The organism is Cobetia sp. cqz5-12, assembly GCF_016495405.1.
GTDB lineage: Bacteria > Pseudomonadota > Gammaproteobacteria > Pseudomonadales > Halomonadaceae > Cobetia.
The window spans coordinates 3,609,511-3,630,996 of sequence record NZ_CP044522.1; the positions used below are offsets into that span (position 1 = coordinate 3,609,511).

13 protein-coding genes and 3 tRNA genes are annotated in these 21,486 nt (G+C 63.8%); 3 read left to right on the top strand and 13 right to left on the bottom strand.

Annotated elements, in window-relative coordinates; genetic code table 11:
* Position 1 precedes the first annotated feature (1 nt).
* Positions 2-1,504: a M48 family metalloprotease gene (locus F8A90_RS14965; protein WP_200017721.1), complete on the top strand. Its 1,503-nt coding sequence runs from the start codon at positions 2-4 to the stop codon at positions 1,502-1,504.
* 110 nt (positions 1,505-1,614) lie between these two features.
* Here F8A90_RS14965 and nadA read toward each other — a convergent pair whose 3' ends face one another.
* From nadA to purL, 12 genes are all read right to left on the bottom strand, one after another.
* Positions 1,615-2,673: a quinolinate synthase NadA gene (gene nadA, locus F8A90_RS14970; protein ID WP_200020070.1), complete on the bottom strand. Its 1,059-nt coding sequence runs from the start codon at positions 2,671-2,673 to the stop codon at positions 1,615-1,617.
* 316 nt (positions 2,674-2,989) lie between these two features.
* Positions 2,990-3,064, bottom strand: a tRNA-Lys gene (locus F8A90_RS14975).
* 16 nt (positions 3,065-3,080) lie between these two features.
* A tRNA-Lys gene (locus F8A90_RS14980) sits at positions 3,081-3,155 on the bottom strand.
* Positions 3,156-3,191: 36 nt separating this feature from the next.
* Positions 3,192-3,266: transfer RNA gene (locus F8A90_RS14985), tRNA-Lys, on the bottom strand.
* A gap of 256 nt (positions 3,267-3,522) precedes the next feature.
* Complete coding sequence (gene rluB, locus F8A90_RS14990) at positions 3,523-4,383, bottom strand: 23S rRNA pseudouridine(2605) synthase RluB (RefSeq protein ID WP_043336411.1); 861 nt, start codon at positions 4,381-4,383, stop codon at positions 3,523-3,525.
* Positions 4,384-4,700: 317 nt separating this feature from the next.
* Positions 4,701-5,768 (bottom strand): SMC-Scp complex subunit ScpB, encoded by a 1,068-nt coding sequence (gene scpB / locus F8A90_RS14995; RefSeq protein ID WP_200017730.1) that lies wholly within the window; start codon positions 5,766-5,768, stop codon positions 4,701-4,703.
* The gene (locus F8A90_RS15000; RefSeq protein ID WP_200017732.1) at positions 5,765-6,802 is read right to left on the bottom strand and encodes a segregation and condensation protein A; all 1,038 of its coding nucleotides are present in this window, start codon (positions 6,800-6,802) and stop codon (positions 5,765-5,767) included. Before F8A90_RS15000 ends, scpB begins: the two co-directional genes overlap by 4 nt.
* Positions 6,803-6,928: 126 nt before the next feature.
* The gene (locus F8A90_RS15005) at positions 6,929-8,143 is read right to left on the bottom strand and encodes a tryptophan--tRNA ligase (protein WP_200017738.1); all 1,215 of its coding nucleotides are present in this window, start codon (positions 8,141-8,143) and stop codon (positions 6,929-6,931) included.
* Positions 8,144-8,273: 130 nt separating this feature from the next.
* Positions 8,274-10,064 (bottom strand): DEAD/DEAH box helicase, encoded by a 1,791-nt coding sequence (locus F8A90_RS15010; protein ID WP_200017739.1) that lies wholly within the window; start codon positions 10,062-10,064, stop codon positions 8,274-8,276.
* Between the two features lie 233 nt (positions 10,065-10,297).
* Positions 10,298-11,119 carry a crotonase/enoyl-CoA hydratase family protein gene (locus tag F8A90_RS15015; RefSeq protein ID WP_200017740.1) on the bottom strand — a complete coding sequence of 274 codons (822 nt, stop codon included), beginning with the start codon at positions 11,117-11,119 and terminating at the stop codon, positions 10,298-10,300.
* A 213-nt stretch (positions 11,120-11,332) separates the two neighbouring features.
* A complete protein-coding gene (locus F8A90_RS15020) occupies positions 11,333-12,979 on the bottom strand; it encodes an FMN-binding glutamate synthase family protein (protein ID WP_200017741.1) in 1,647 nt (548 codons plus the stop codon).
* A 237-nt stretch (positions 12,980-13,216) separates the two neighbouring features.
* Positions 13,217-17,131, bottom strand: a complete 3,915-nt coding sequence (purL, locus tag F8A90_RS15025) for a phosphoribosylformylglycinamidine synthase (protein WP_200017744.1) — start codon at positions 17,129-17,131, stop codon at positions 13,217-13,219.
* Between the two features lie 172 nt (positions 17,132-17,303).
* Between purL and mltF the strand changes: the two genes are divergently transcribed.
* Both mltF and F8A90_RS15035 read left to right on the top strand, forming a co-directional pair.
* Positions 17,304-18,797, top strand: coding sequence for a membrane-bound lytic murein transglycosylase MltF (gene mltF, locus F8A90_RS15030; protein ID WP_166020219.1), 1,494 nt, complete (start codon positions 17,304-17,306; stop codon positions 18,795-18,797).
* A gap of 82 nt (positions 18,798-18,879) precedes the next feature.
* On the top strand, positions 18,880-20,835 hold the full coding sequence (locus tag F8A90_RS15035) for a GGDEF domain-containing protein (protein ID WP_200017745.1): 1,956 nt from the start codon (positions 18,880-18,882) through the stop codon (positions 20,833-20,835).
* A gap of 38 nt (positions 20,836-20,873) precedes the next feature.
* Here the strand turns inward: F8A90_RS15035 and tadA are convergent, their stop codons facing one another.
* Entirely contained in the window at positions 20,874-21,320 is a 447-nt protein-coding gene (gene tadA / locus F8A90_RS15040; RefSeq protein ID WP_200017747.1) for a tRNA adenosine(34) deaminase TadA, read from the bottom strand.
* Positions 21,321-21,486: the final 166 nt, after the last annotated feature.

Below are 21,486 nucleotides of genomic sequence, written 5' to 3' on the forward strand. Positions count from 1 at the left end.
CATGTCGTTGCTGCCCCCCTTGAGCGGACGCATCCGCATCGGACGCCGCGGGCTTGCCACCCTGTCGAGCGCCCTGCTCGGCCTGTTGCTGATGGGCGCGCCGGTCGCCAGTGCCCCAGCCGCGTCCCAGAACGACTATGGACTGCCTGACCTGGGGAGTGCGAGCGGCGGCATCTCCAGCAATGATGAATATCGTATCGGTCGCGCCTGGCTGCGTCAGTTCCGCGCCCATGTGCGTGAATGGGATGATCCCATCACTCTGGACTGGATCGGTAGCATCGTGCGTCAACTGGCACCGTGGAGCGAGCTGGATGACCGCAATTTCATCATCACGCTGGTCGCCAGCAGCCAGCTGAATGCCTTCGCCGTGCCCGGCGGCGTGGTCGGCGTCAATACGGGGCTGTTCGCCTTCGCGCCGGACCGCGATGCCTTCGCCTCGGTGCTCGCCCACGAGCTGGGGCACCTCTCCCAGCATCACTTCGCCCGCAACATGGAGCGCCAGGCCGAGACACGCCTGCCGACGCTGGCCGGCTTCCTCGCCGGCATGGTGATCGCGGCGGGCGGTGGTGGCTCAGCGGGCATCGCGACCATGGCCGGCACCCAGGCCGCTGCCATTTCCGATCAGCTGGCCTATTCGCGCCGCTTCGAGCAGGAGGCCGACCGCGTCGGCATCGATGCGCTGTCACGCGCCGGCTTCGACCCCGAAGCCATGCCGCGCATGTTCCGCGCCATGCAACGCATGGCCAGCCTGCAGGGCGGCAACGCACCGGAATTCCTGCTTACGCACCCGGTGACGGAGGCGCGTATCGGCGATACCCAGGCCCGCGCCGACGCCATGCAGAAGGTGACACCGGACCCGCTCGCGCAGCTCGCCTACGCGATGATCCGTGCCCGCGCCCTGCTGGCGCTCAACCTGCGCCAGCCCGAGCAGGGACTGACGACACTGCGCGAAGACAACCCCGACCCCGACGCGATTGCCTACTATCAGGCGCTGGCCGCGGCGGAGCACAACCAGGTTGACAAGGCGCTGGCCGCGCTGGACCGCCTGCACGACAAGCATCCTGACCTGACCCTGATCAGCGCCAGTGCGGTCGAGGTCGCGCGGGATGCCCGGCGTTATGAGGAGGCGACCCGGCGCGCCAGACGCCTGCTGCGCCTGCAACCCGACTATCTGCCGACGCGACTGGCCATGGCGGAAGTCGCGCTGCAACAGGACCCCGCCGCTGCGCGCCAGCAGCTGGAGGACATGCGCCGCGATCATCCCGATGACCCCAAGGTCTGGAGCCTTGCCGCCGAAGCCAGTGGCCGCAGCGGCCACACCGCCGAAGCCTTCCTGTATCGCGCCGAATTCGACCAGCTGGAGGGGCGCATGGACAAGGCCTTCGCGCAGCTCAAGCTGGCCGACGAGGCCGCGCGCAAGAACGGCGACTTCAGCATGGCCAACCGTATCAGTTCACGCCGGGAGGACTTCAAGCGCTACCGCAACGCCATCGAGGAGTTCTGAGGCACCTTCCCTCTCGCTGCTCCAGGCAAACAAAAACCGCCGCCCCGAGGAATCGGGAGCGGCGGTTCTGGTTCATGCAGACATCAAACGACGGCGATCAGCGTCAGCGCTCAGCCGCGATTGAATTCCAGCATCCGCGTCAACGGCTTCAGGGCGCGCTCACGCAGGCCATCATCGACGAAGACTTCCTCGGCATTCGCTTCCGACGGATCGCGACGCAGCACGGCGACCAGATTCTCCAGGCCGTTCATCGCCATCCACGGGCAGTGCGCACAGCTCTTGCAGGTCGCGCCATTGCCGGCGGTCGGCGCCTCGTACAGCTGCTTGTGCGGCGCGGCCTGCTGCATCTTGAAGAAGATGCCACGATCGGTCGCGACGATCAGCTGCTGGTTGTCGAGCTCGACGGCGGCCTTGATCAGCTGCGAGGTGGAACCGACCACATCGGCCAGCTCGACCACTGACTGCGGTGATTCCGGGTGCACCAGCACCGCGGCGTCCGGGTAGACCTTGAGCAGGTCACTGATGCCCTGGGCGCGGAACTCGTCGTGGACGATGCAGGCACCGTCCCACAGCAGCATGTCGGCACCGGTCTGCTTCTGCACGTAAGCGCCCAGATGCTTGTCCGGCGCCCAGATCAGCTTCTCGCCCCGGGCGTGCAGGTGCTCGATGACATCGACGGCGATCGAGGAGGTCACCACCCAGTCGGCGCGCGCCTTCACGGCCGCCGAGGTATTGGCGTACACCACCACGGTGCGGTCGGGATGCGCATCACAGAAGGCCGCGAACTCGTCTTCCGGGCAGCCGAGGTCCAGCGAGCAGGTCGCCTCCAGCGTCGGCATCAGCACGCGCTTCTCCGGCGACAGGATCTTGGAGGTCTCGCCCATGAAGCGCACCCCGGCGACGATCAGCGTCGAGGCGTCATGGCGAGCGCCGAAACGCGCCATCTCGAGGGAGTCCGCGACGCAGCCGCCGGTTTCCTCGGCCAGCTGCTGGATGGCGTCGTCGCAGTAGTAATGCGCGACCAGTGCGGCATCTCGCTCGATGAGCAGCTGCTTGATCTCGTCGATCAGCGCAGCATCTTCGGCGGCGGGGCGCGTCGGACAGTAAGCGCGGGCCAGATGCTCGCGCACCTGCTCACGGACGGCATTGTGGGCCTCACGACCCGGCATGGCATTAGTCAGGCTGTTCATGTGTCTCTCACCTAGCCCACAGGGGCTCCCCCTGTGCTGAGTGGGTCAGGGCTCGGCCCGGATACGAACGGCCCGCGGCGGCCCTGCCAGCGCTGCAGCTGGGCTCCCCAGACTGCGGCGTGTGCCTTGGGCGTCTATCGCCCGCAGCGGCGTCCGCACTGAGCGGACATGAGCCTTGGCTCGCCCACAAGGATACGCCTGGCGCGATCGCGGCTCCAGTCGACCTGGGGCAACGGACTCTTTCCTTTCGCGTAACAAAAATTGCCCCGCGCCAATGAAGGCACGGGGCAAGATCTGGTGGGTCGTGAGGGATTCGAACCTTCGACCAATTGGTTAAAAGCCAACTGCTCTACCACTGAGCTAACGACCCAAAACTGGGTGGCGGATGGTGGGTCGTGAGGGATTCGAACCTTCGACCAATTGGTTAAAAGCCAACTGCTCTACCACTGAGCTAACGACCCGCCGCCGGGTGCTTTGCAAGAGACCATTCCAGAGAATGGTGGGTCGTGAGGGATTCGAACCTTCGACCAATTGGTTAAAAGCCAACTGCTCTACCACTGAGCTAACGACCCTTGCGAAGCGGGACGTAAGATACCGCCGATCCCGTTTCGACGCAAGCCTTTTGCAAAAAAACTTCAAGTAAATGACCAGCTTGTCCGCTGGTACCTCGCGAAACGCCCGCGCCAGTGCCTGAGACAAAGACCCGCAAGCCCGCGATGGGCGCGGGCTTGCGGGCTACCACTTAGGTCGCACGAGCTTGTGGCATGTCCACGAGCTTATGCCATGTCAGTGAATGACGACATGTTGCCGTCCTCACCGACTACGCCATCAGCGCGGCTTGCGCGTCCGCTGCGGCGGCTTCTTCATGGCGCGCACCGGACGACGCTTCTGCTTGTCGCGGCTCCAGCGGTTCTGCTCGTCCGGCGTCAGAGCCGGCGCCTTGCGATGCTCGAGACCTGCCAGCGTGGACAGTTCATCGATCTCGCTCTGCTCCATCTCCACCCACTCACCGGCGCGAGCGCGCTTGTCGAGGAAGATGTTGCCGTAGCGCACGCGCTTCAGACGGCTGACGGTCAGGCCCTGGGAGTCCCACAGACGGCGAACCTCACGGTTGCGCCCTTCCATGATCACGACGTGGAACCAGCTGTTGATGCCTTCGCCACCGAATTCCTGCACATCGGTGAAACGTGCCGGACCATCTTCAAGCATCACGCCATTGACCATGTTGACGACGTGCTCGCGCTTGACCTCCCCCATGACACGCACGGCGTACTCACGCTCGATCTGGGTCGACGGGTGCATCAGACGGTTGGCCAGCTCGCCATCGGTGGTGAACAGCAACAGACCGCTGGTGTTGATGTCGAGACGACCGATCGCGATCCAGCGCTCGCCCTTCAGGCGCGGCAGACGCTCGAAGACGGTGCGGCGGCCTTCCGGGTCCTTGCGCGTGCACAGCTCGCCTTCCGGCTTGTTGTACATGATGACGCGACGCGCCGTCTCTTCGGCGCCCTTAAGGCTCTGCGGGCGATCATCGAGGCTGACCTGGTCACGCGGGCCGACGCGATCGCCCAGCTGGGCGACCTTGCCGTTGACCTTGACGCGACCGGCGCTGATGGCGACTTCCATCTCACGGCGCGAGCCGAGACCGGAGCGCGCCAGCACTTTCTGCAGCTTCTCGTCCTCGACCAGCTTGTCGCCCTTGGCCTGCGGCGGCAGCGGACGCAGCTCCGGCGCATCGGCGGCGGCCGGCTTCTTGCCGACATTGGCCTTGCTGCCGCGCGTGGACTTGCCGGTATCACGGGTCGGGCGAGCCTGCTCGCCACGCTTGTCGGCAGAATCTGCCACGTTCTTGTCCGCGAAGGCCTTGCCGGTCACGGCCTTGCCACCGGCGTGCTTGCCGCCAGCCTGCTTGTTGCCTGCCTGGCTGCTGCCGGGGCGAGAGGTCTTGCGCTTATCAGAGTCTGTCTTGCTCATGACATGAACCATTTCATCTATAGGAGTTTCGCCTACGCAGGGTCGTCATCATCGACGGTCCCGGCAGCGGAGGAGTCGTGCGGCTGCGCATCGGCAGCGTCGTCATCCTCGTCTGCACCGCGCAAACGTTGGCTGAGGCGCGCTTCGAGTGTGGCGAAGTCGAACCCCGAGCCGGTGGACGCCATCCCGGCGTGATCATTTTCCGCCTGTGAGGCGGAAGGTACTGCTGTGTTCGGTGTGTCATCCGAGGCGCCGGAGGTGTCGAGTGCGCGCATCTTCAGCGCCTCTTCCAGCTGCTCGGCGGTGACGTCCGGCGGTTGCCAGTCATCAGGTACCGGGGTGCCAGTGTCGGTCTCGAGACCTGTCTCAAGAGCTGACTCAGTCTTTGACTCTGCCTCTGCGTCAGGCACTGACTCAGGCGCTGTCTCATGCTCTGGTCCAGTCCCCGCATCAGCGCCGTCTGCCGGCGCCTCCTCCACCTCGCCGTCCGGGTCATCCGGCAATGGCAAGGTCTGAGAGGGCGGCACATCATACAGGTCTGCCTCGAGCTGTTCGAGTCCTTCGAAGCCTTTCAGTTCATGCACCGGCGGCAGCTCTTCCAGCGTCTTGAGCCCGAAGTCATCGAGGAACTGACGCGTGGTGGCGAAGACCGCCGGACGCCCCGGCACATCACGGTGGCCGACCACCCTCACCCAGCCGCGCTCGACCAGGGTACGCATGATCGAGGAGCTGACCGTCACGCCACGCACCTGCTCGATATCGCCGCGGGTCACCGGTTGACGATAGGCCACCAGCGCCAGGGTCTCCAGCAAGGCGCGCGAATAACGTTGCGGACGCTCTTCCCATAGCCGCGATACCCAGGGGGAATACTGCTGGCGAACGCGCAGCCGCCAGCCACTGGCGGTCTCGATCAGCTCCAGCGCGCTTGTGTCAGCCGGGTGACGCGCTTCCAGCTTGCCCAATGCCTCGCGCAGCGCAGGCTTGGTCGGGCTTGAATACTCATCGAACAGACCGGCCAGGCGCTCTAGCGTCAGCGGCTCGCCGGCGGCCAGCAGGGCCGCTTCGATGATCTGGTCCAGCGGGACATCGCGCAAACTCATGACGCCGCGTTCTCCTGCTCGTCGGATGGGGGTATGGAAGATGACGTCTGCGCCTCATCGGACGCTGCGTCATCGTACGCTGCGTCATCGAACGCCCCCTGATCGGCCGCCACCTCATCTTCGTCGGCGAATTCCAGCGCCAGCCAGTCCTCATCATCCTCGGGGTCCGGTTCCGGCGTGCGCGCGCGCACGTGAATCGGTGACAGCGGCGCATTCTGGACGACCTCGATCATCGACTCCTTGGCCAGCTCCAGAATCGCCATGAAGCTGACCACCACGCCGGCACGCCCTTCCTCGAGCGTGAACAGCTTCTCGAAGGGCGTGAAGTGCTCATGACTCAACAGATTCATGATCGCCAGCATGCGCTCGCGGGTCGACATCACCTCACGCGAGATGGTGTGCGCCTGGACGAGGTCCGCCTGACGCAAGAGACCGGACAGCGCGCCGAGCAATTCCGACAGGTCGACATCAGGGTGCACCACGCGCGTCTCGAGCTCGGGCAGATCTGCCGTGGCCACGAACCAGTCGCGACCCTGACGCGGCATCTCATCCAGCCCTTCGGCGGCCAGCTTGGTCTGCTCGTATTCCTGCAGACGACGGATCAGCTCGGCGCGCGGGTCCTCTTCCTCGTCATCATCACTCTCCTTCGGCTGGCGCGGCAGCAGGCTGCGCGACTTGATCTCCGCCAGCATCGCGGCCATCAGCAGGTATTCACCGGCCAGGTCGATCTGCATGGCGTGCATCAGCTCGACATACTCGATGTACTGATGGGTGATGGCCGCGACATTGATGGCGAGGATATCGAGATTCTGGCGACGGATGAGGTAGAGCAGCAGATCCAGCGGCCCCTCGAAGGTCTCGAGAAAGACCCGCAGTGCCTCCGGCGGGATGTACAGATCCTGCGGCATCTCGGTGAGCGCGGTGTCGTTGACGCGCGCCAGCACCGTCGACGCCGCCGTCGGGGGCGTGACGAGAGGTGCGGGCTGATGCCCATCGGTGAGGGCAAAACTGGCGCCATCGAGCAGGTCGCTCATGACATCTCCTGCAGGAGGCGGGTGAAGATGGGTCTGGGGGACGGGCATTCTAGCGGCTCGCGCCCTATCCCCCAAGTCTTTACGCCACCGGTGATACGCCGGGCCCGCGCTCGGCGCCGCCCGTGTCTAGCGATAGGTCAGGCCGATCACGCGCCGCAGCTCATCCAGGGTGTCGCGCACGGTGTCGCGGGCCCGCTCGGCCCCTTCTGTCATCATGGTGCGCACCTTGCCATGCTCACCTTCCAGCGCCTCGGCACGTTCACGAATCGGCGCCAGCGCCGCGTCGACATGCTCGATCAGACAGCCCTTGCAGTCCAGGCAGCCGATGCTGGCATCGCGGCAACCCTTTGCCGCCCACTGGCGGTCCGAGGCGGGCGTAAAGCTTTCATGCAGCGTCCACAGCGGACAGCGCTGCGGGTCACCGGGGTCCTGGCGGCGCACGCGCGCAGGGTCGGTGGGCATCTCGCGCACGCAGGCCGCGATATCGTCGCGACCGCTGCGCAGGAAGATGGCGTCTTCGCGTGCGGCCTTGTGCGTCTTGAGCTCCATGCCCAGCAGCGGCTCGACCTCGCCCTGCCAGTGTTCCGGCTCGCCGAGGATGCGACGCCCGCCACCTTCCAGATAGCCGAGCAGGCGTTCCTGCTGGTTGCGGTTGAGCTTGCTGGTCTCGGCCAGCAGGCCGCGCGCACGCTCGAAGGCCTCGAGATCGCCCTCTTCCTGATAGTCGCTCAACCATTCGCGGTATAGGCGGCCGCTCTTCTTGCCCAGGCGCGCGATGGCGCGTTCGGCCTGCTCCTCGAAGCCGGCATCGCGGCCATAGCGATGATTGAAGCGCCGGGCGACCTCACGGGTGAACTCGATATGCGCACGCTGCTCAGGGCCGGCGGGCACCACCTGCCCCCGCAGCGCCAGTATGTCGGCCGCCTGCATCAGCGGTGCTCCCAGCATCGCGAAGCTGGCACCCTGCTGCTCACCGAGCCCGGCGACCATCTCACGATAGCTGGGCAGACGCTCCAGCCATGCCTTGGGCGTGACGCTGGCCAGGATCATGTGCACATCGGTCAGCTCCGGCACCCAGGACTGGATGAACAGGGTAGCGACCTTGGGGTTGACCCCACAGGCGAGACAATCGATCACCATCGCCCAGCTGTATTGCTCGATCTCGTGAGGCGCGTGACCGCTGACCGCCAGCGCGTTCCAGTCGGCGACCAGAAAATAGGCATCGTGATGGTATTGCAGCTCGGTCCAGCGCCGGATCACTGATTGATAGTGTCCGAGTTGCAGGTGTCCGGTGGGGCGTAAGCCGGACACCAGCCTGGCCGAGGTATCGGTGGCACTCACCTTGTGAGTTCTCCCTGAGGCGTATGAAGCCGTCAGTCTAGCAACCCGAGGCCCCGATCAGCATCCCCGCGACGTCGTGTCCCTGACAACAGGCGCCAGCTGATGGCTCAGGCAGCGGCCAGCGCACCTGTCAGCCGGCGGCGATACCGGTGCGATAGCGCCCGGCATAGTCGAACAGCTTGTCGCGGATCTGCCAGTAACGCCCACTCTTGCGCCCGATGACGAAGTCCGGTGCCTTGAGGCGCGCCTCGCCTGCCAGCACCTCGGCGATGTCCTTGGGCGCCCAGTCACTGCCCGGCGCGCGCAGATGACGCGCGAGGAAGCTCAAGCGGAAGGCGTGGCGCTGGGCGGAGGTCTCGAGCGCGAACCACTCGGACAGATCGGTGCCGTCCTCGTCGTAGTAGGTCACCTTCAAGCGTGGCAGGCCGCGCCCGTTGCGCGCCTCCTCCAGCTGCCAGCCACTGACGCGCAGCACCCGTGCGTCGCGCAGCTTGAGCGCATCGCGCAACTTGTCATCCGGGTCCACCAGCCGTGCCTGACAGGCGTGACAATGGCGGGCGGCGATGTCGTTGGCCTCACCACATTGCGGACAGGCCTTGGCCCGATAACGGAAGTCGCACTGCACCAGCGGCCTGCCCTCGCCTTCCGGTGACTCGACCAACCCCTGACAGCGGCGCCCGAAGTGCTCGACCACCAGCTCGCCATCCTTGCGTCCCCAGAAAAGATTGGCGTTGCCGCACACCGGGCACTCGACCTGCACGATCTCGGTGTCGCCGGCCGGTTTCGGCGTCGCTACCTCCGGCGCGTAGAGGTCCCAAGGATTGCCGGCGTAGTCGAGAATCAGGCAGTCCGTCTTGCCGGGGCTCAGGCGCAGGCCGCGCCCGACGATCTGCTGATAGAGACTGACGGATTCCGTGGGCCGCAGGATGGCGATCAGATCGACATGCGGCGCATCGAAGCCGGTGGTGAGTACCGCGACATTGACCAGATACTTGAGCTGCTGGACCTTGAAGGCATGGATCAGCCGCTCGCGCTCCTCGCCGGGGGTCTCGCCGGTGATCAGCGCCGCCTCACCCTCGGGCAGAAGCCCCGTGACCTCCTCGGCATGTTCGACGGTGGAGCAGAACACCATCACGCCGCGCCGCTCGCGTGCCTGGGCAACGATATCCAGCACGATGCCGGGCGTCGCGCGTGAGCCCTGCACCACCTCGTTGAGCTCCGCCTCCTGGAAGCTGCCGCCGATGCCGGGTGCCAGCTGCGAAAAATCATAGCGCGCCACCGCGACATCGACGCGCCGCGGCTCACTCAGAAAGCCCTGGCGCACCATCAGGCGCAGCGGCTGCTCGAAGACGCAATCACGGAAGAAGCAGTCGTCGTCACCGCGCACCATGCCATGATAGTGACGATGGAAGATGAAGCCCTGCCCGAGGCGGTACGGCGTCGCCGTCAGCCCCAGCACCTTGAGGCGCGGGTTGTGCTCACGCAGGTGATCGATGACCTTGCGATAGCTGGCGTCCTTCTCCAGCGAGACACGGTGACACTCGTCGATCACCAGCAGCGTGAAGGGCGCTGCCTGAGCATCAGTCGTCGGCTCTGCCGGCGTGAAGGCATCGAGGTTGCGCACCACTGACTGCACCGAGCCGAACACCACCTGACGCGAGGCCTGCTTGCGCTTGAGGCCGGCACTGAAGATGTCGGCCTCCTTGCCATAGGATTCGTACTTGGCGTGGTTCTGCTCGACCAGTTCGCGCACATGCGCCAGCACCAGCACACGGCCACGTGCGATACGCGCAAGCTCCGCGATCACCAGTGACTTGCCGCTGCCGGTGGGCAGCACGATCACCGCCGCCTCATCACTCTTGCGAAAATGCTCGACGGTACGCCGCACGGCCTCCTGCTGATAGGGACGCAGCTCAAACATGCAACGTCGTCCAGCAAGACGGGAGAATGGGAACGCTGCCGACAGGCAGCCCCGGAGAAGTGAGGGCTGACAGGGACGTGAGGGCTGACAGGAACGTGAGGGCTGACAGGAACATTGACATCAAGGGGCCGCCGAATCGCAGGAAGGGACAATGTCCCCATTATCCGCATCAGCGACTGCAGCGGCAAAGTGGGTGTGGATAACCTGAGCCCGTCAGTCTTGGCCCGTCAGGATCAGAAGCGCGGCGCACGCCCCTCGAGCCTGGCCTTGATGCACTCGGTCTGTTCCGCGCGCCCCAGCAACGAGGACTGCAGCTGTGCCTCAAGCGCCAGCGCCTCGGCTTCCGGCGCAGCGAGGGCCTCATCATAGAGACGCGTGATGGCGCGGATGGCGCTGGGAGAGCGCCCGGCAATCTGGCGCGCCAGGGCCAACGCCTCTTCCTGCGGGCTGGAGATGATACGCGTCACCAGCCCGGCGCTCTGCGCCTCGTTGGCCTCGACCTTGCGTCCGCTCCACGTCAGCTCGTGCAGCCAGTCCGGTCGTACGCCACGCGCAGTGACGCTGATGCCCATGTCCGGAATGATGCCCCAGTCGATCTCGAGCACCGCCAGGCGCGCATCAGGATCACACAGGCGAATGTCTGCCCCCAGCGCGATCTGCAGGCCGCCACCGAAGACATTGCCATGCAAGGCGGTGATGACCGGCACCCCGACATCACGCCAGCCCAGCGCCAGCTGCTGCACGGTATTGCGCTGTGGCGCACAGCCGTTGGCCCCCGCGACCAGCAACTGCGGCACGCGGGCGGCGTCGCCCATGATGGCGGCGATATCCAGCCCCGCACAGAAACTGGGCCCCTCACCCGACAGCACGATGGCGCGCAGGCCTGACTCCCGGGCGCGGGCATGCAGCTCCTGCTGTACCGCAAGCAGGGCATCGATCATCTTCCAGTCGATGCCGTTGTGCTTGTCAGGACGATTGAGGCGCACGTCGGCGACATGCTCACTGATCGAGAGGGTCACATAACGTTCAGGCGTGAGGTGGGTAGCGTCAGACATGGCGGTCTCCCTGCGACGGATAACGAGCAAGCACGCGCTCGAACGATTTCACGACAGTGCCGAGCGATGGCACTCATCCAGTGATAAACCCAAAAGGCGCAGGCAACCACACTGCGTTCGTCGAGCTGCCCATGGGCAGGACTCGCTGCGTCCCAGTGTGACTGCCTGCGCCCGGTTGTTGAACGGTCGTTTGGTCGCAGGGGTGACGTTTGTCTACTCGCGCTTGGCCCCCGACACCTCTGACAACGATCGAGGCTGGAAGCTCTCGGCCTGGGCCATCGCCCAGACACGACGATAGAAAGGATAGTCATCCCCTTGCGCCAGCAGCGCGCCCTTGGTCAGGAAGGGATGCAGGTGCGAGAACAGCTTGACCTCATTCTCGGAGACACGATGCACCAGGTGGTCCGGGGTGATCTGCCACGGCGTGTGCAGGCCCGCCGCCGACAGGATCTCGGCCAGCGCATGCAGGGTGTTGTGATGGAAGTGACGCACCTGATCGGCCTTGTCTTCCACGACCAGCGATTTCTGGCGCAGATCATCCTGGGTGGCGACCCCCGTCGGGCACTTGTTGGTGTGACAGCTCAGTGACTGGATGCAGCCCAGCGCGAACATGTATCCGCGTGCGGCATTGACCCAGTCCGCCCCCAGCGCCATCACGCAGGCGATATCGAAGGCACTGATGATCTTGCCGCTGACCCCGATGCGCACCTCATCACGCAGCCCTGCGCCCACCAGCGAGTTGTGGACGAACTGCAACCCTTCACGCAGCGGGGTGCCGAGGTGATCGGTGAATTCGGTCGGTGCGGCGCCGGTACCGCCCTCACTGCCATCGACGACGATGAAATCGGGCACGATCCCGGTCTCGAGCATCGCCTTGACGATGGCCATGAATTCCCACGGCTGACCGAGGCACAACTTGAAGCCCACCGGCTTGCCACCCGACAGCTCGCGCAGGCGCTGGATGAAGCTCAGCAACCCGGCGGGCGTGGAAAATTCACTATGGCTCGCAGGCGAGATGCAGTCCTCGCCCATCGGAATATCGCGGGTCTCGGCAATCTCCGCGCTGATCTTGCTGGCGGGCAGAATTCCGCCATGCCCTGGCTTGGCGCCCTGACTGAGCTTGATCTCGATCATCTTGACCTGGGGGCTGACCGCCTTCTTCGCGAATTTCTCCGCATCGAAGCCGCCCTTGTCATTGCGGCACCCGAAATAGCCACTGCCGATCTCCCAGATCAGATCGCCCCCGAACTCACGGTGATAGGGGCTGATGCTGCCCTCACCGGTGTCATGGGCGAAGTTGCCCAGCCTGGCCCCCTTGTTCAAGGCGCGGATGGCATTGGCACTCAAGGAGCCGAAGCTCATCGCCGAGATATTGAACAGCGAGGCATTGTAGGGATGCGAGCACTGGGAGTTGCCGACATTGAGACGAAAGCCCTTGGGGTCCGGCACGCTCGAGGTCTGCATGGAGTGACCGATGAACTCATAGCTGTCGGAATAGACATCCAGCAAGGTGCCGAACGGCTGCGACGAATTGCGCTGGCGTCCGCGGGCATAGACCAGCTCGCGCTGCTTGTGGGAAAACGGCAGCTGATCGGTGTCCGACTCGAACAGGTACTGACGCATCTCCGGACGCAGCGCCTTGAACAGATAGCGCATGTTGCCGATCACCGGATAGTTGCGACGCACGGCGTAATCCGATTGCCGCAAGTCATTGAGACCAACCGCGACCAGCAGCACAAAGAGGATGGCCAACGGCCACAGCCAGGCATTCTGCATCGCCAGTGGAAGGCAGATGAGCGCCCCCAGGATACAGAGCAGAAACACGGAATAACGCGGCAACAGCGACCATTTCAGCTTCATCACGACATCCTTGTAATGTGTCAGGCAGGGATTCACGACCTCGGGCATGAGGCTTGGCCTCCACCTTAAGCTACCCGGCGTCCGACACCCAGCTCGCGCCATGGAACGCCATGTTGAGCAAGCCAGACGCGAGTCCTGTATCACTCGCCTTGCTTCGGCCCCAACGCAAGACGCCCCCATGGCCTTTGCCATGGGGGCGTCTCTCATGCTGTCATCCCGTGATGACCGACCGTGGGATCAATCGACCCAACGACGTGCATTGCGGAACATGCGCAACCAGGCACCATCCTGCTCCCAGTCATCCGGACGCCAGGAGTTGGTGACGGCACGTGCCACGCGCTCCGGGTGCGGCATCATGATGGTCACGCGACCATCATCGGTGGTCAGACCGGTGATACCGGACGGCGAGCCGTTCGGGTTGGCCGGATAGCGCGTGGTGGTCTGGCCGTAGTTGTCGACGTAACGCAGCGCGACCTGGCCGCTGCTCTGCATCTTGCGCAGGTGCGCGCTGTCGCGGAACTCGGCACGCCCTTCACCATGCGCGATGGCGATCGGCAGGCGCGAGCCTTCCATGCCATCGAGGAACAGCGAGGCGCTCTTCTCGACCTCGACCATCGCGACACGCGCCTCGAACTGCTCGGACTCGTTGCGCACGAAGCGCGGCCAGGCCTCGGCCCCCGGGATCAGCTCCTTGAGCTGGGAGAGCATCTGGCAACCGTTGCAGACGCCCAGCGCGAAGCTGTCGTCACGCTGGAAGAAGCGCTCGAACTGTTCACGCGCACGCGCATTGAACAGCACCGACTTGGCCCAGCCGCCGCCGGCGCCCAGCACGTCACCGTAGGAGAAGCCGCCACAGGCGACCAGTCCGCGCATGGTGTCCAGATCGACACGCCCTTCAAGGATGTCGCTCATGTGGACGTCCACCGCCTCGAAACCGGCGCGGTCGAAGCTTGCCGCCATCTCGAGCTGACCATTGACGCCCTGCTCACGCAGGATCGCCATGCGCGGACGTGCACCGGTATTCAGGTACGGTGCCGCGATGTCCTCGTTAACGTCGAAGGTGGCCTGGGCGGTGAGGCCCGGATCACGCACGTCGTTGATGGACTCGAATTCACTCTTGGCGCAATCGGCGTTGTCACGTGCGGCCTGCATGCGATAGCTGGTCTCGGCCCACAGACGCTCGGCGCTGGCGCGGGTGGTGGAGAGCAGGTTCTGGCCCAGCAGCGTGATGTTGATCTGTTCATCGGCACGCGGCGTGGCGATCACGCCACTGTGCTCGAGCCCCACGGCCTTGAGCTCGGCGAGGATGGACTCGGTATGCTCGCGACGCACCTGCACCACGGCGCCCAACTCTTCGGCGAACAGCGCGCCGGTGGCCTGACCCGGCTCGGCGGCGGTCCAGTCGAGGGAGATGTCGAGACCGACACGTCCCGCGAAGGACATTTCCATCAAGGTAGTCAACAGACCACCGTCGCTGCGGTCGTGATAGGCCAGCAGCTTGCCTTCGACATTGAAGCGCTGGATGGCCTCGAAGAAGTGCTTGAGGTCTTCGGGCTTGGCAAGATCCGGCGCTTCGTTGCCGACCTGTCCATAGACCTGCGCCAGCGCGGAGCCACCGAGACGGTGAGCGCCATGACCGAGATCGATCAGGATCAGGTCCGTCTCCACGGCCTCGCCATTCAGCGTGCGACGCAGCTGCGGCGTCAGGGTACGCATGGCATCGGTGACCGGCGCGAAGCCTGTCATCACCAGCGACAGCGGCGCGGTGATCGACTTGTCTTCGCCGTTCTCGTCCTGCCAGGCGGTGCGCATGGACATGGAGTCCTTGCCGACCGGAATGGTCAGATCCAGCGCCGGGCACAGTTCCATGCCGACGGCGTGGACGGCTTCGAACAGCGCCTGATTCTCGCCGGTGTGATCGGCAGCGCTCATCCAGTTGGCGGACAGCTTGATGTCAGACAGCCTGGCGATCGGAGCGGCGGCCAGGTTGGTGATCACCTCGGCGACGGCCAGACGCGCGGAGGCGGCCGGCGAGATCAGTGCGACCGGCGTGCGCTCGCCCATCGCCATCGCTTCACCGACATGGCTGTCGAGGGAGCTGGTGGTGACGGCGCAATCCGCCACCGGCACCTGCCACGGACCGACCATCTGGTCACGCGCGACCATGCCGGTGATCGAGCGGTCGCCGATGGTGATCAGGAATTTCTTGGAGGCGACGGTGGGCAGCTGCAGAACACGGGTCATCGCTTCACGCGGGTCGAGGTTGTCGAGACCCAGGGCCGGCAGTTCCAGCGTCTGGCGCTCGAAGCTGCGTGACATCTTGGGCGGCTTGCCGAACAGCACGTCCATCGGCAGATCGACCGGACGCGTATCGAAGTGACCATCCTTGACGATCAGCTCGTGCTCCTCGAGGGCTTCACCGACCACGGCGTAGAGGCAACGCTCACGCTTGCACAGGGCTTCGAAGGTGGCCAGATTCTCCGGTGCCACCGCCAGCACGTAGCGTTCCTGGGATTCGTTGCACCAGATTTCCAGCGGGCTCATGCCGGACTCGGCGCTCGGCACGGCGCGCAGATCAAACAGACCACCGCGACCGCCATCCTTGACCAGCTCCGGCAGGGCATTGGACAGACCGCCCGCGCCGACGTCGTGGATGAAGCAGATCGGGTTCTTGTCATCCAGCGCCCAGCAGCGATCGATGACTTCCTGCACGCGACGCTCCATCTCGGCGTTGTCACGCTGCACGGAGGCGAAGTCGAGGTCTTCGCTGGAGCTGCCGGAGGCCATGGAAGAGGCAGCACCGCCGCCCAGACCGATCAGCATTGCCGGGCCGCCCATCACGATCAGCTTGGCGCCGACCGGAATGTCGCCCTTCTCGACGTGCTGGCTGCGGATGTTGCCGTAGCCGCCCGCCAGCATGATCGGCTTGTGATAGCCGCGACGCTCGATACCGCCAGCACCGAAGGCATCCTGCTCATAGGTACGGAAGTAGCCGTTGAGGTTGGGGCGGCCGAATTCGTTGTTGAACGCAGCGCCACCGATCGGGCCTTCGAGCATGATGTCGTAGGCGGTCTTGATGCGCTCCGGCTTGCCGTAGTCGTGCTCCCACGGCTGTTCGAAACCCGGGATACGCAGGTTGGAGACGCTGAAGCCGGTCAGACCCGCTTTCGGCTTGGAGCCGACACCGGTCGCGCCTTCATCACGAATCTCGCCACCGGCTCCGGTCGCGGCGCCCGGATAGGGAGCGATGGCGGTCGGGTGGTTGTGGGTCTCGACCTTCATCAGGATGTTGATCGGTTCCTGATGATAGGTATAGATGTGGCCTTCGCCCGTCGGGAAGTAACGCCCGGCGGTCGGGCCTGCCATGACGGCAGCGTTATCACTGTAGGCGGACAGCACACCATCCGGATGATGCTGGTAGGTGTTCTTGATCATCTTGAACAGCGAGTGCGACTGCGCTTCGCCGTCGATGGTCCAGTCCGCATTGAAGATCTTGTGGCGGCAATGCTCGGAGTTCGCCTGGGCGAACATCATCAGTTCGATGTCGGCAGGATTGCGGCCCAGAGTCTTGAAGGACTCGACCAGATAATCAATCTCGTCATCCGCCAGTGCCAGGCCCAGAGAGCCATTGGCCTGCACCAGTGCGTCACGACCACCGCCGAGAATGTCGACATGGGCAAGCTTTGCCGGGGCCTGATGCTGGAAGAGGCGCGCCGCGTCCTGAGTACGCGTCAGTACCGTCTCGGTCATGCGGTCGTGCAGTCGGGAAGACAGCGTGGCGAAGAGTTCTTCGCTCAGAGGGGCATCGAGCTTTATGCGGTAGGCGATGCCACGTTCGAGGCGGCGGACTTGCGGGAGACCACAGTTGGCAGCGATGTCGGTGGCCTTGGAAGACCAGGGCGACAGCGTGCCGAGGCGGGGAACGACGAGGAAGAGATGACCTTCGGGAGAGCTCTCGTCGCGACTGGGGCCGTAGTCCAGCAGGCGCTCGAGCGTGGTCCGGTCAGTACTGCTCAGTTCACCATCGACCTCGGCCAGATGCAGGTACTCGGCATGAAGGGATTCCACCTCCGGCACCAGCTCGCGCAATGCAGCCAGTAGACGGGAGTGACGGAAGGCGGAAAGGGCAGGCGCGCCTCGCAGTTCGAGCATGGTCAGGGAAAGCCTCTGAAGCAGCGTGAACGGACAACCGCCGAGCGGCGGCAGCAAGCGCATATCATACGTGAAAGCCGCCCGTGAACGAAGCCCGGCAGTCACATGCGTTGGATGACAGTGTGAAGCGCTGTCGGTATGGTGAAAGCCCTGCCGTGAATGATGCTGACGCATGCTCAAGACCTCGCCCTCTTCTCTCATTCCGCCCGTGCGACAGCTGCTGCGCCATGCGCGGCGTTTCCTCGTCGCGGCACTGGCCCTCGCCTTGCTGATACTGCCTGAGCGCACCCTCATCGAGATGCCCACGCGGCTGGATGATGTCCGTGCACGCGACTTCATTCAGGTCGCCACCCGCAATACCCCCACGACCTTCTATCGTGGTCGTCAGGGGCCTACCGGTTTCGAGTACGAACTGGCACGAGACTTCGCCGATTATCTTGGCGTGAGTCTGTCGATGGATTCCGAGCACAATATCGAGAGCCTGACCCAGAGCGTGCTCAATGATCAGGCCGATCTTGCGGCCGCGACCCTGCCGCTGGATCTCTCCGAACAGGACCTGCGCTTCTCGCGCCCCATCCTCGAATTGCAGGCGATGGTGGTCTATCGGCGCGGCATGCACCCGCCCAAGGAATTGAAGGATCTGGTCGGCAAGCGCATCGGCGTCATCAAGGGCGCCGGCACCAGCCTGGTACTGCGGGAAGTCCAGCAGGACATCCCCGAGCTCAGCTGGAAGGAAACCGGCGAGCTTGAGGTGGCGGACCTGCTGCAACGCATCGAGGAAGATCAACTGGATGCGGCGGTCGTCTATGCCCACCAATTCAAGCTCAACCGCCTGTTCTTCCCCAATGTGGAGAACGGCTTCGACGTGGGCGATCCTCTGACGCTGGCCTGGGCCTTCCCCGCGCATGGCGACATTTCATTGCTGACCGCCGCCAATGATTTTCTCGAGACACGCCGTCAGGATGGCACCCTCGATCAATTGGTCGAGCGCTATTTCGGCCATGATGACTATCTCGAGTATGTCGGCGCACGTACCTTCATCCGCCAGGCACGCGACCGCCTGCCGCGTTATATCAACACCTTCAAGGAAGCCGCGCGCGAAACCGGCATCGACTGGAAACTGCTGGCCGCAACCGGCTATCAGGAATCGCACTGGCAACCCAAGGCCACCTCTCCCACGGGGGTGCGCGGCCTGATGATGCTGACCAACGTGACGGCGCGCGAAATGAATATCGCCAACCGTTTGGATCCCGTTCAGAGCATCGATGGCGGCTCACGCTATCTTGTGAGTATAAAGGGACGCTTGCCGGAGGAGATCAAGGAACCGGATCGCACCTGGATGACGCTGGCAGCTTACAATGTCGGCCTGGGTCACCTGTTTGACGCCAGACGCATCGTGAAGATGAAGGGCGGCGACCCGAATCGCTGGAAGGATGTCCGCGAAGCCCTGCCCTTGCTTCAGAATCGTGAGTGGTACCAGAAAGTCCGTTATGGTTATGCACGCGGCGGAGAACCTGTCATCTATGTCCGCAATATCCGTCGTTATTATGAAATACTGAATTATGTTTACCGTAGCCAGCAGCAGTTCTATCAGCTGGATGAGCGTCCGATTACCGACGACGAAGGCGACAGCAATCCCTTCGATACAGTGCCTCCGATTCTCTGAGGATGGAGTTCGGACCGTCAGCACTTCGGTGCCTCAAGTGCACGCATCTTCACCATGCATCAAGAGCCTCTAAGGACAGGGAATGACACGCAGACTCGTCTTGATGTCGCTAAGCCTGATCGCGTTCGGCATCGCCTTGCTGGGACTCTGGCCGTCTGCCGGCAATGAAGCCAATGCGCTGCTGCTGATGATGCTGACCCTGCAAGCCGCCGGCCAGGCTGCCTGGCATTGGCGCAATACTTCCCTCAGTCAGCTGTTCCTCAGCGCCTCTTTGATCCTCAATATCCTGCTGATCTGTACCTTCCTGCTACCGGAAAGCTGGGTGGGAGTGGACCACTGGGGAGACCTGCTGATCAATCTGCCGGGCGACTGGCACATTGCCAATATCCGCCCGCCTATCCTGATCCTGTTTGCCTGTTTCGGCCTCACGACCTGCGCCCTGTTGCGCATGCGACTGGGATTCGGCTCTGCCATCCAGCTGACGCAAGTCACGCTGCTGTTGCTGTTTGCCATGATGTCCGACGCCAGTCTTTCCGTCGCCAGCATGGTGCTGGCAGGCCCGGAACGCGTCACGCTGACCAGCTTCGTCAGTCTGCTGTTGATCGCTCAATGGATCGATCTACAGCCGGCATTCATGCAGATGTGGCGCCGCAATCTCATACCGCTGATCATTTCCTCCTCGATCACCCTGGTCTGCCTTCTCGCCTGGCAGCAGCAAAGCCAGGACGAGAACAATCGCATCAATCAGTCGACCTACGTACTAGGCGACAAGATCGCCACGGAGCTATCTCGCGAGATCAACGACCAACTCAATGCGATGCGGCGTTTTGCCGGTTTCTGGAGCCTGATGGGACAGAGACCGTCACGCGGAGAGTGGCAACGCCTGGCGCGAAGCTATTACAAGGATTTCGATTACTTCCAGAACATCGCCTTCATCGACTCGGACAGCGTGATAACGCGCGTCTTCCCGGACAAGGGTCGCAATCATGATGTGCTGGGTGTACGCCTGCTGGATGCTCAGCCGGACACGCCGCTGCGCAATCCTCTGGAACTCGGCATCGAGGGCCACACCGGTATCATCGACCTGATTCAGGGCGGCAAGGGCATGGTGTCCTACCTACCGGTACGTGACCCTCGTGATGGCACCATCCTGGGGGCGATCGCCATGGTGGTCGACCTGGCCCCTCTGCTCGACAGGGCCATGGATACGGCACGCAATGAGGCATTTGCGGTCACCCTGTCAGAGCGTGGCAACATCTATATCCATGTCGGCCCTGAAAGCCGTCTGGCGCCCTGGGGACATCGCATCCCCATCGAGCTGCCCGCCACTGACCTGACCCTGGGCCTGCAACCGACACAGCAGTATCTGGCGGCCACTCGTGGCCGTCTGCCGGAGGTGACATTGCTGACGGGGATGCTGCTGGCCTACCTGCTCTTCCTCGTCATCTACATGTATCGCCGCGTCTCGCAGGAGCACGGCATCGTCAAGAGTGCCAATGATGCACTTCGCGAAGAAATGGTACGGCGGGAGCGACTGCAGAACGAGATACAGTGGCTGGCACGTCACGACGAGCTGACTCAGCTACCGAATCGTCGCTATTTCCTCGAGCAGGTGCAGAGCTTCAGTGGCAAGATGCCTCTGACGGTCATGATTCTGGATATCGACTTCTTCAAGACGATCAACGACAAGCTGGGACATCTGGAGGGAGATCGCTACCTGCAGAAGATTGCCGCCGTCTCACGGGCGCCCGTGGAGTCTGCCGGCGGCATACTGGCACGCTTCGGAGGCGAGGAGTTCGTGGTGTGCATTCCGGAATGCCCACGCGCGGTAGGCCGTACTCTGGCGGAAGAGTTGCGGCGTGCCGTGCAGGCTGCAGGACTGCCGCAGCCCGCTACGGACAGCGTCGTCACGGTATCCGTGGGCATGGCATGCGTGGCGCGCGCGCCATTGCGGCTGGATGCCCTGCTGCAGGCAGCGGATGAGGCGCTGTATCGCGCCAAGTCCAGTGGTCGCAATCAGGTGCAGGTCGCTGCCTGACGGCCCATGGCGACCAACACAATGGCGACTCAGAGGATTCAGCACGGAAGCTCACCACGCCGTTCAGCGAAGAAGGACTTGAGCAAGCGCTTGGCCTGAGCGGCCAATAGCCCCCCTTCCACCTCGACGTGATGGTTATGCCAGGGCTGTGCAAACAGATTGGCACGCGATTCCACCATGCCTGTCTTCGGCTCTGCTGCCCCGTAGACGACCCGCTTCACCCGCGCGTGGATCAAGGCGCCAGTGCACATCATGCAGGGTTCCAGCGTCACATATAGCGTGCAATCGTCGAGACGATAATTGCCGAGTCTGGCCGCCGCCGCGCGCAAGGCCTGCACCTCGGCATGTGCCGTCGGATCAGGGGTGCTGACCGGCGCATTGTAGCCAGTGCCGATGATGTCGCCCTGGGGATTGACCACCACCGCGCCGACAGGTACCTCGCCAGCCTCGAATGCCAGCCGTGCCTGGTCCAGCGCTCGGTGCATGTAGTAATGATCCCCACGTGGCCCACTCCGGGCCTGCGGCGCTATCGCCAACTCGTCACTCACCGTTGTTCTCCGGTATCCTGAGGCCATTGTTTCGCTCACCATGATAACGGCTTGGCGCTCGCGCTTCCTCCTGCATTGCCACCGCGTGCGGTCTGGCACTGCT

Coding starts and splice junctions, on each gene's coding strand:
- F8A90_RS14965 (WP_200017721.1), top strand. CDS start 2: ATGTCGTTGCTGCCCCCCTTGAGCGGACGCATCCGCATCGGACGCCGC.
- nadA (WP_200020070.1), bottom strand. CDS start 2,673: ATGCCGGGTCGTGAGGCCCACAATGCCGTCCGTGAGCAGGTGCGCGAG.
- scpB (WP_200017730.1), bottom strand. CDS start 5,768: ATGAGTTTGCGCGATGTCCCGCTGGACCAGATCATCGAAGCGGCCCTG.
- F8A90_RS15000 (WP_200017732.1), bottom strand. CDS start 6,802: ATGAGCGACCTGCTCGATGGCGCCAGTTTTGCCCTCACCGATGGGCAT.
- F8A90_RS15010 (WP_200017739.1), bottom strand. CDS start 10,064: ATGTTTGAGCTGCGTCCCTATCAGCAGGAGGCCGTGCGGCGTACCGTC.
- F8A90_RS15015 (WP_200017740.1), bottom strand. CDS start 11,119: ATGTCTGACGCTACCCACCTCACGCCTGAACGTTATGTGACCCTCTCG.
- F8A90_RS15020 (WP_200017741.1), bottom strand. CDS start 12,979: ATGAAGCTGAAATGGTCGCTGTTGCCGCGTTATTCCGTGTTTCTGCTC.
- purL (WP_200017744.1), bottom strand. CDS start 17,131: ATGCTCGAACTGCGAGGCGCGCCTGCCCTTTCCGCCTTCCGTCACTCC.
- mltF (WP_166020219.1), top strand. CDS start 17,304: ATGCTCAAGACCTCGCCCTCTTCTCTCATTCCGCCCGTGCGACAGCTG.
- F8A90_RS15035 (WP_200017745.1), top strand. CDS start 18,880: ATGACACGCAGACTCGTCTTGATGTCGCTAAGCCTGATCGCGTTCGGC.
- tadA (WP_200017747.1), bottom strand. CDS start 21,320: ATGCACCGAGCGCTGGACCAGGCACGGCTGGCATTCGAGGCTGGCGAG.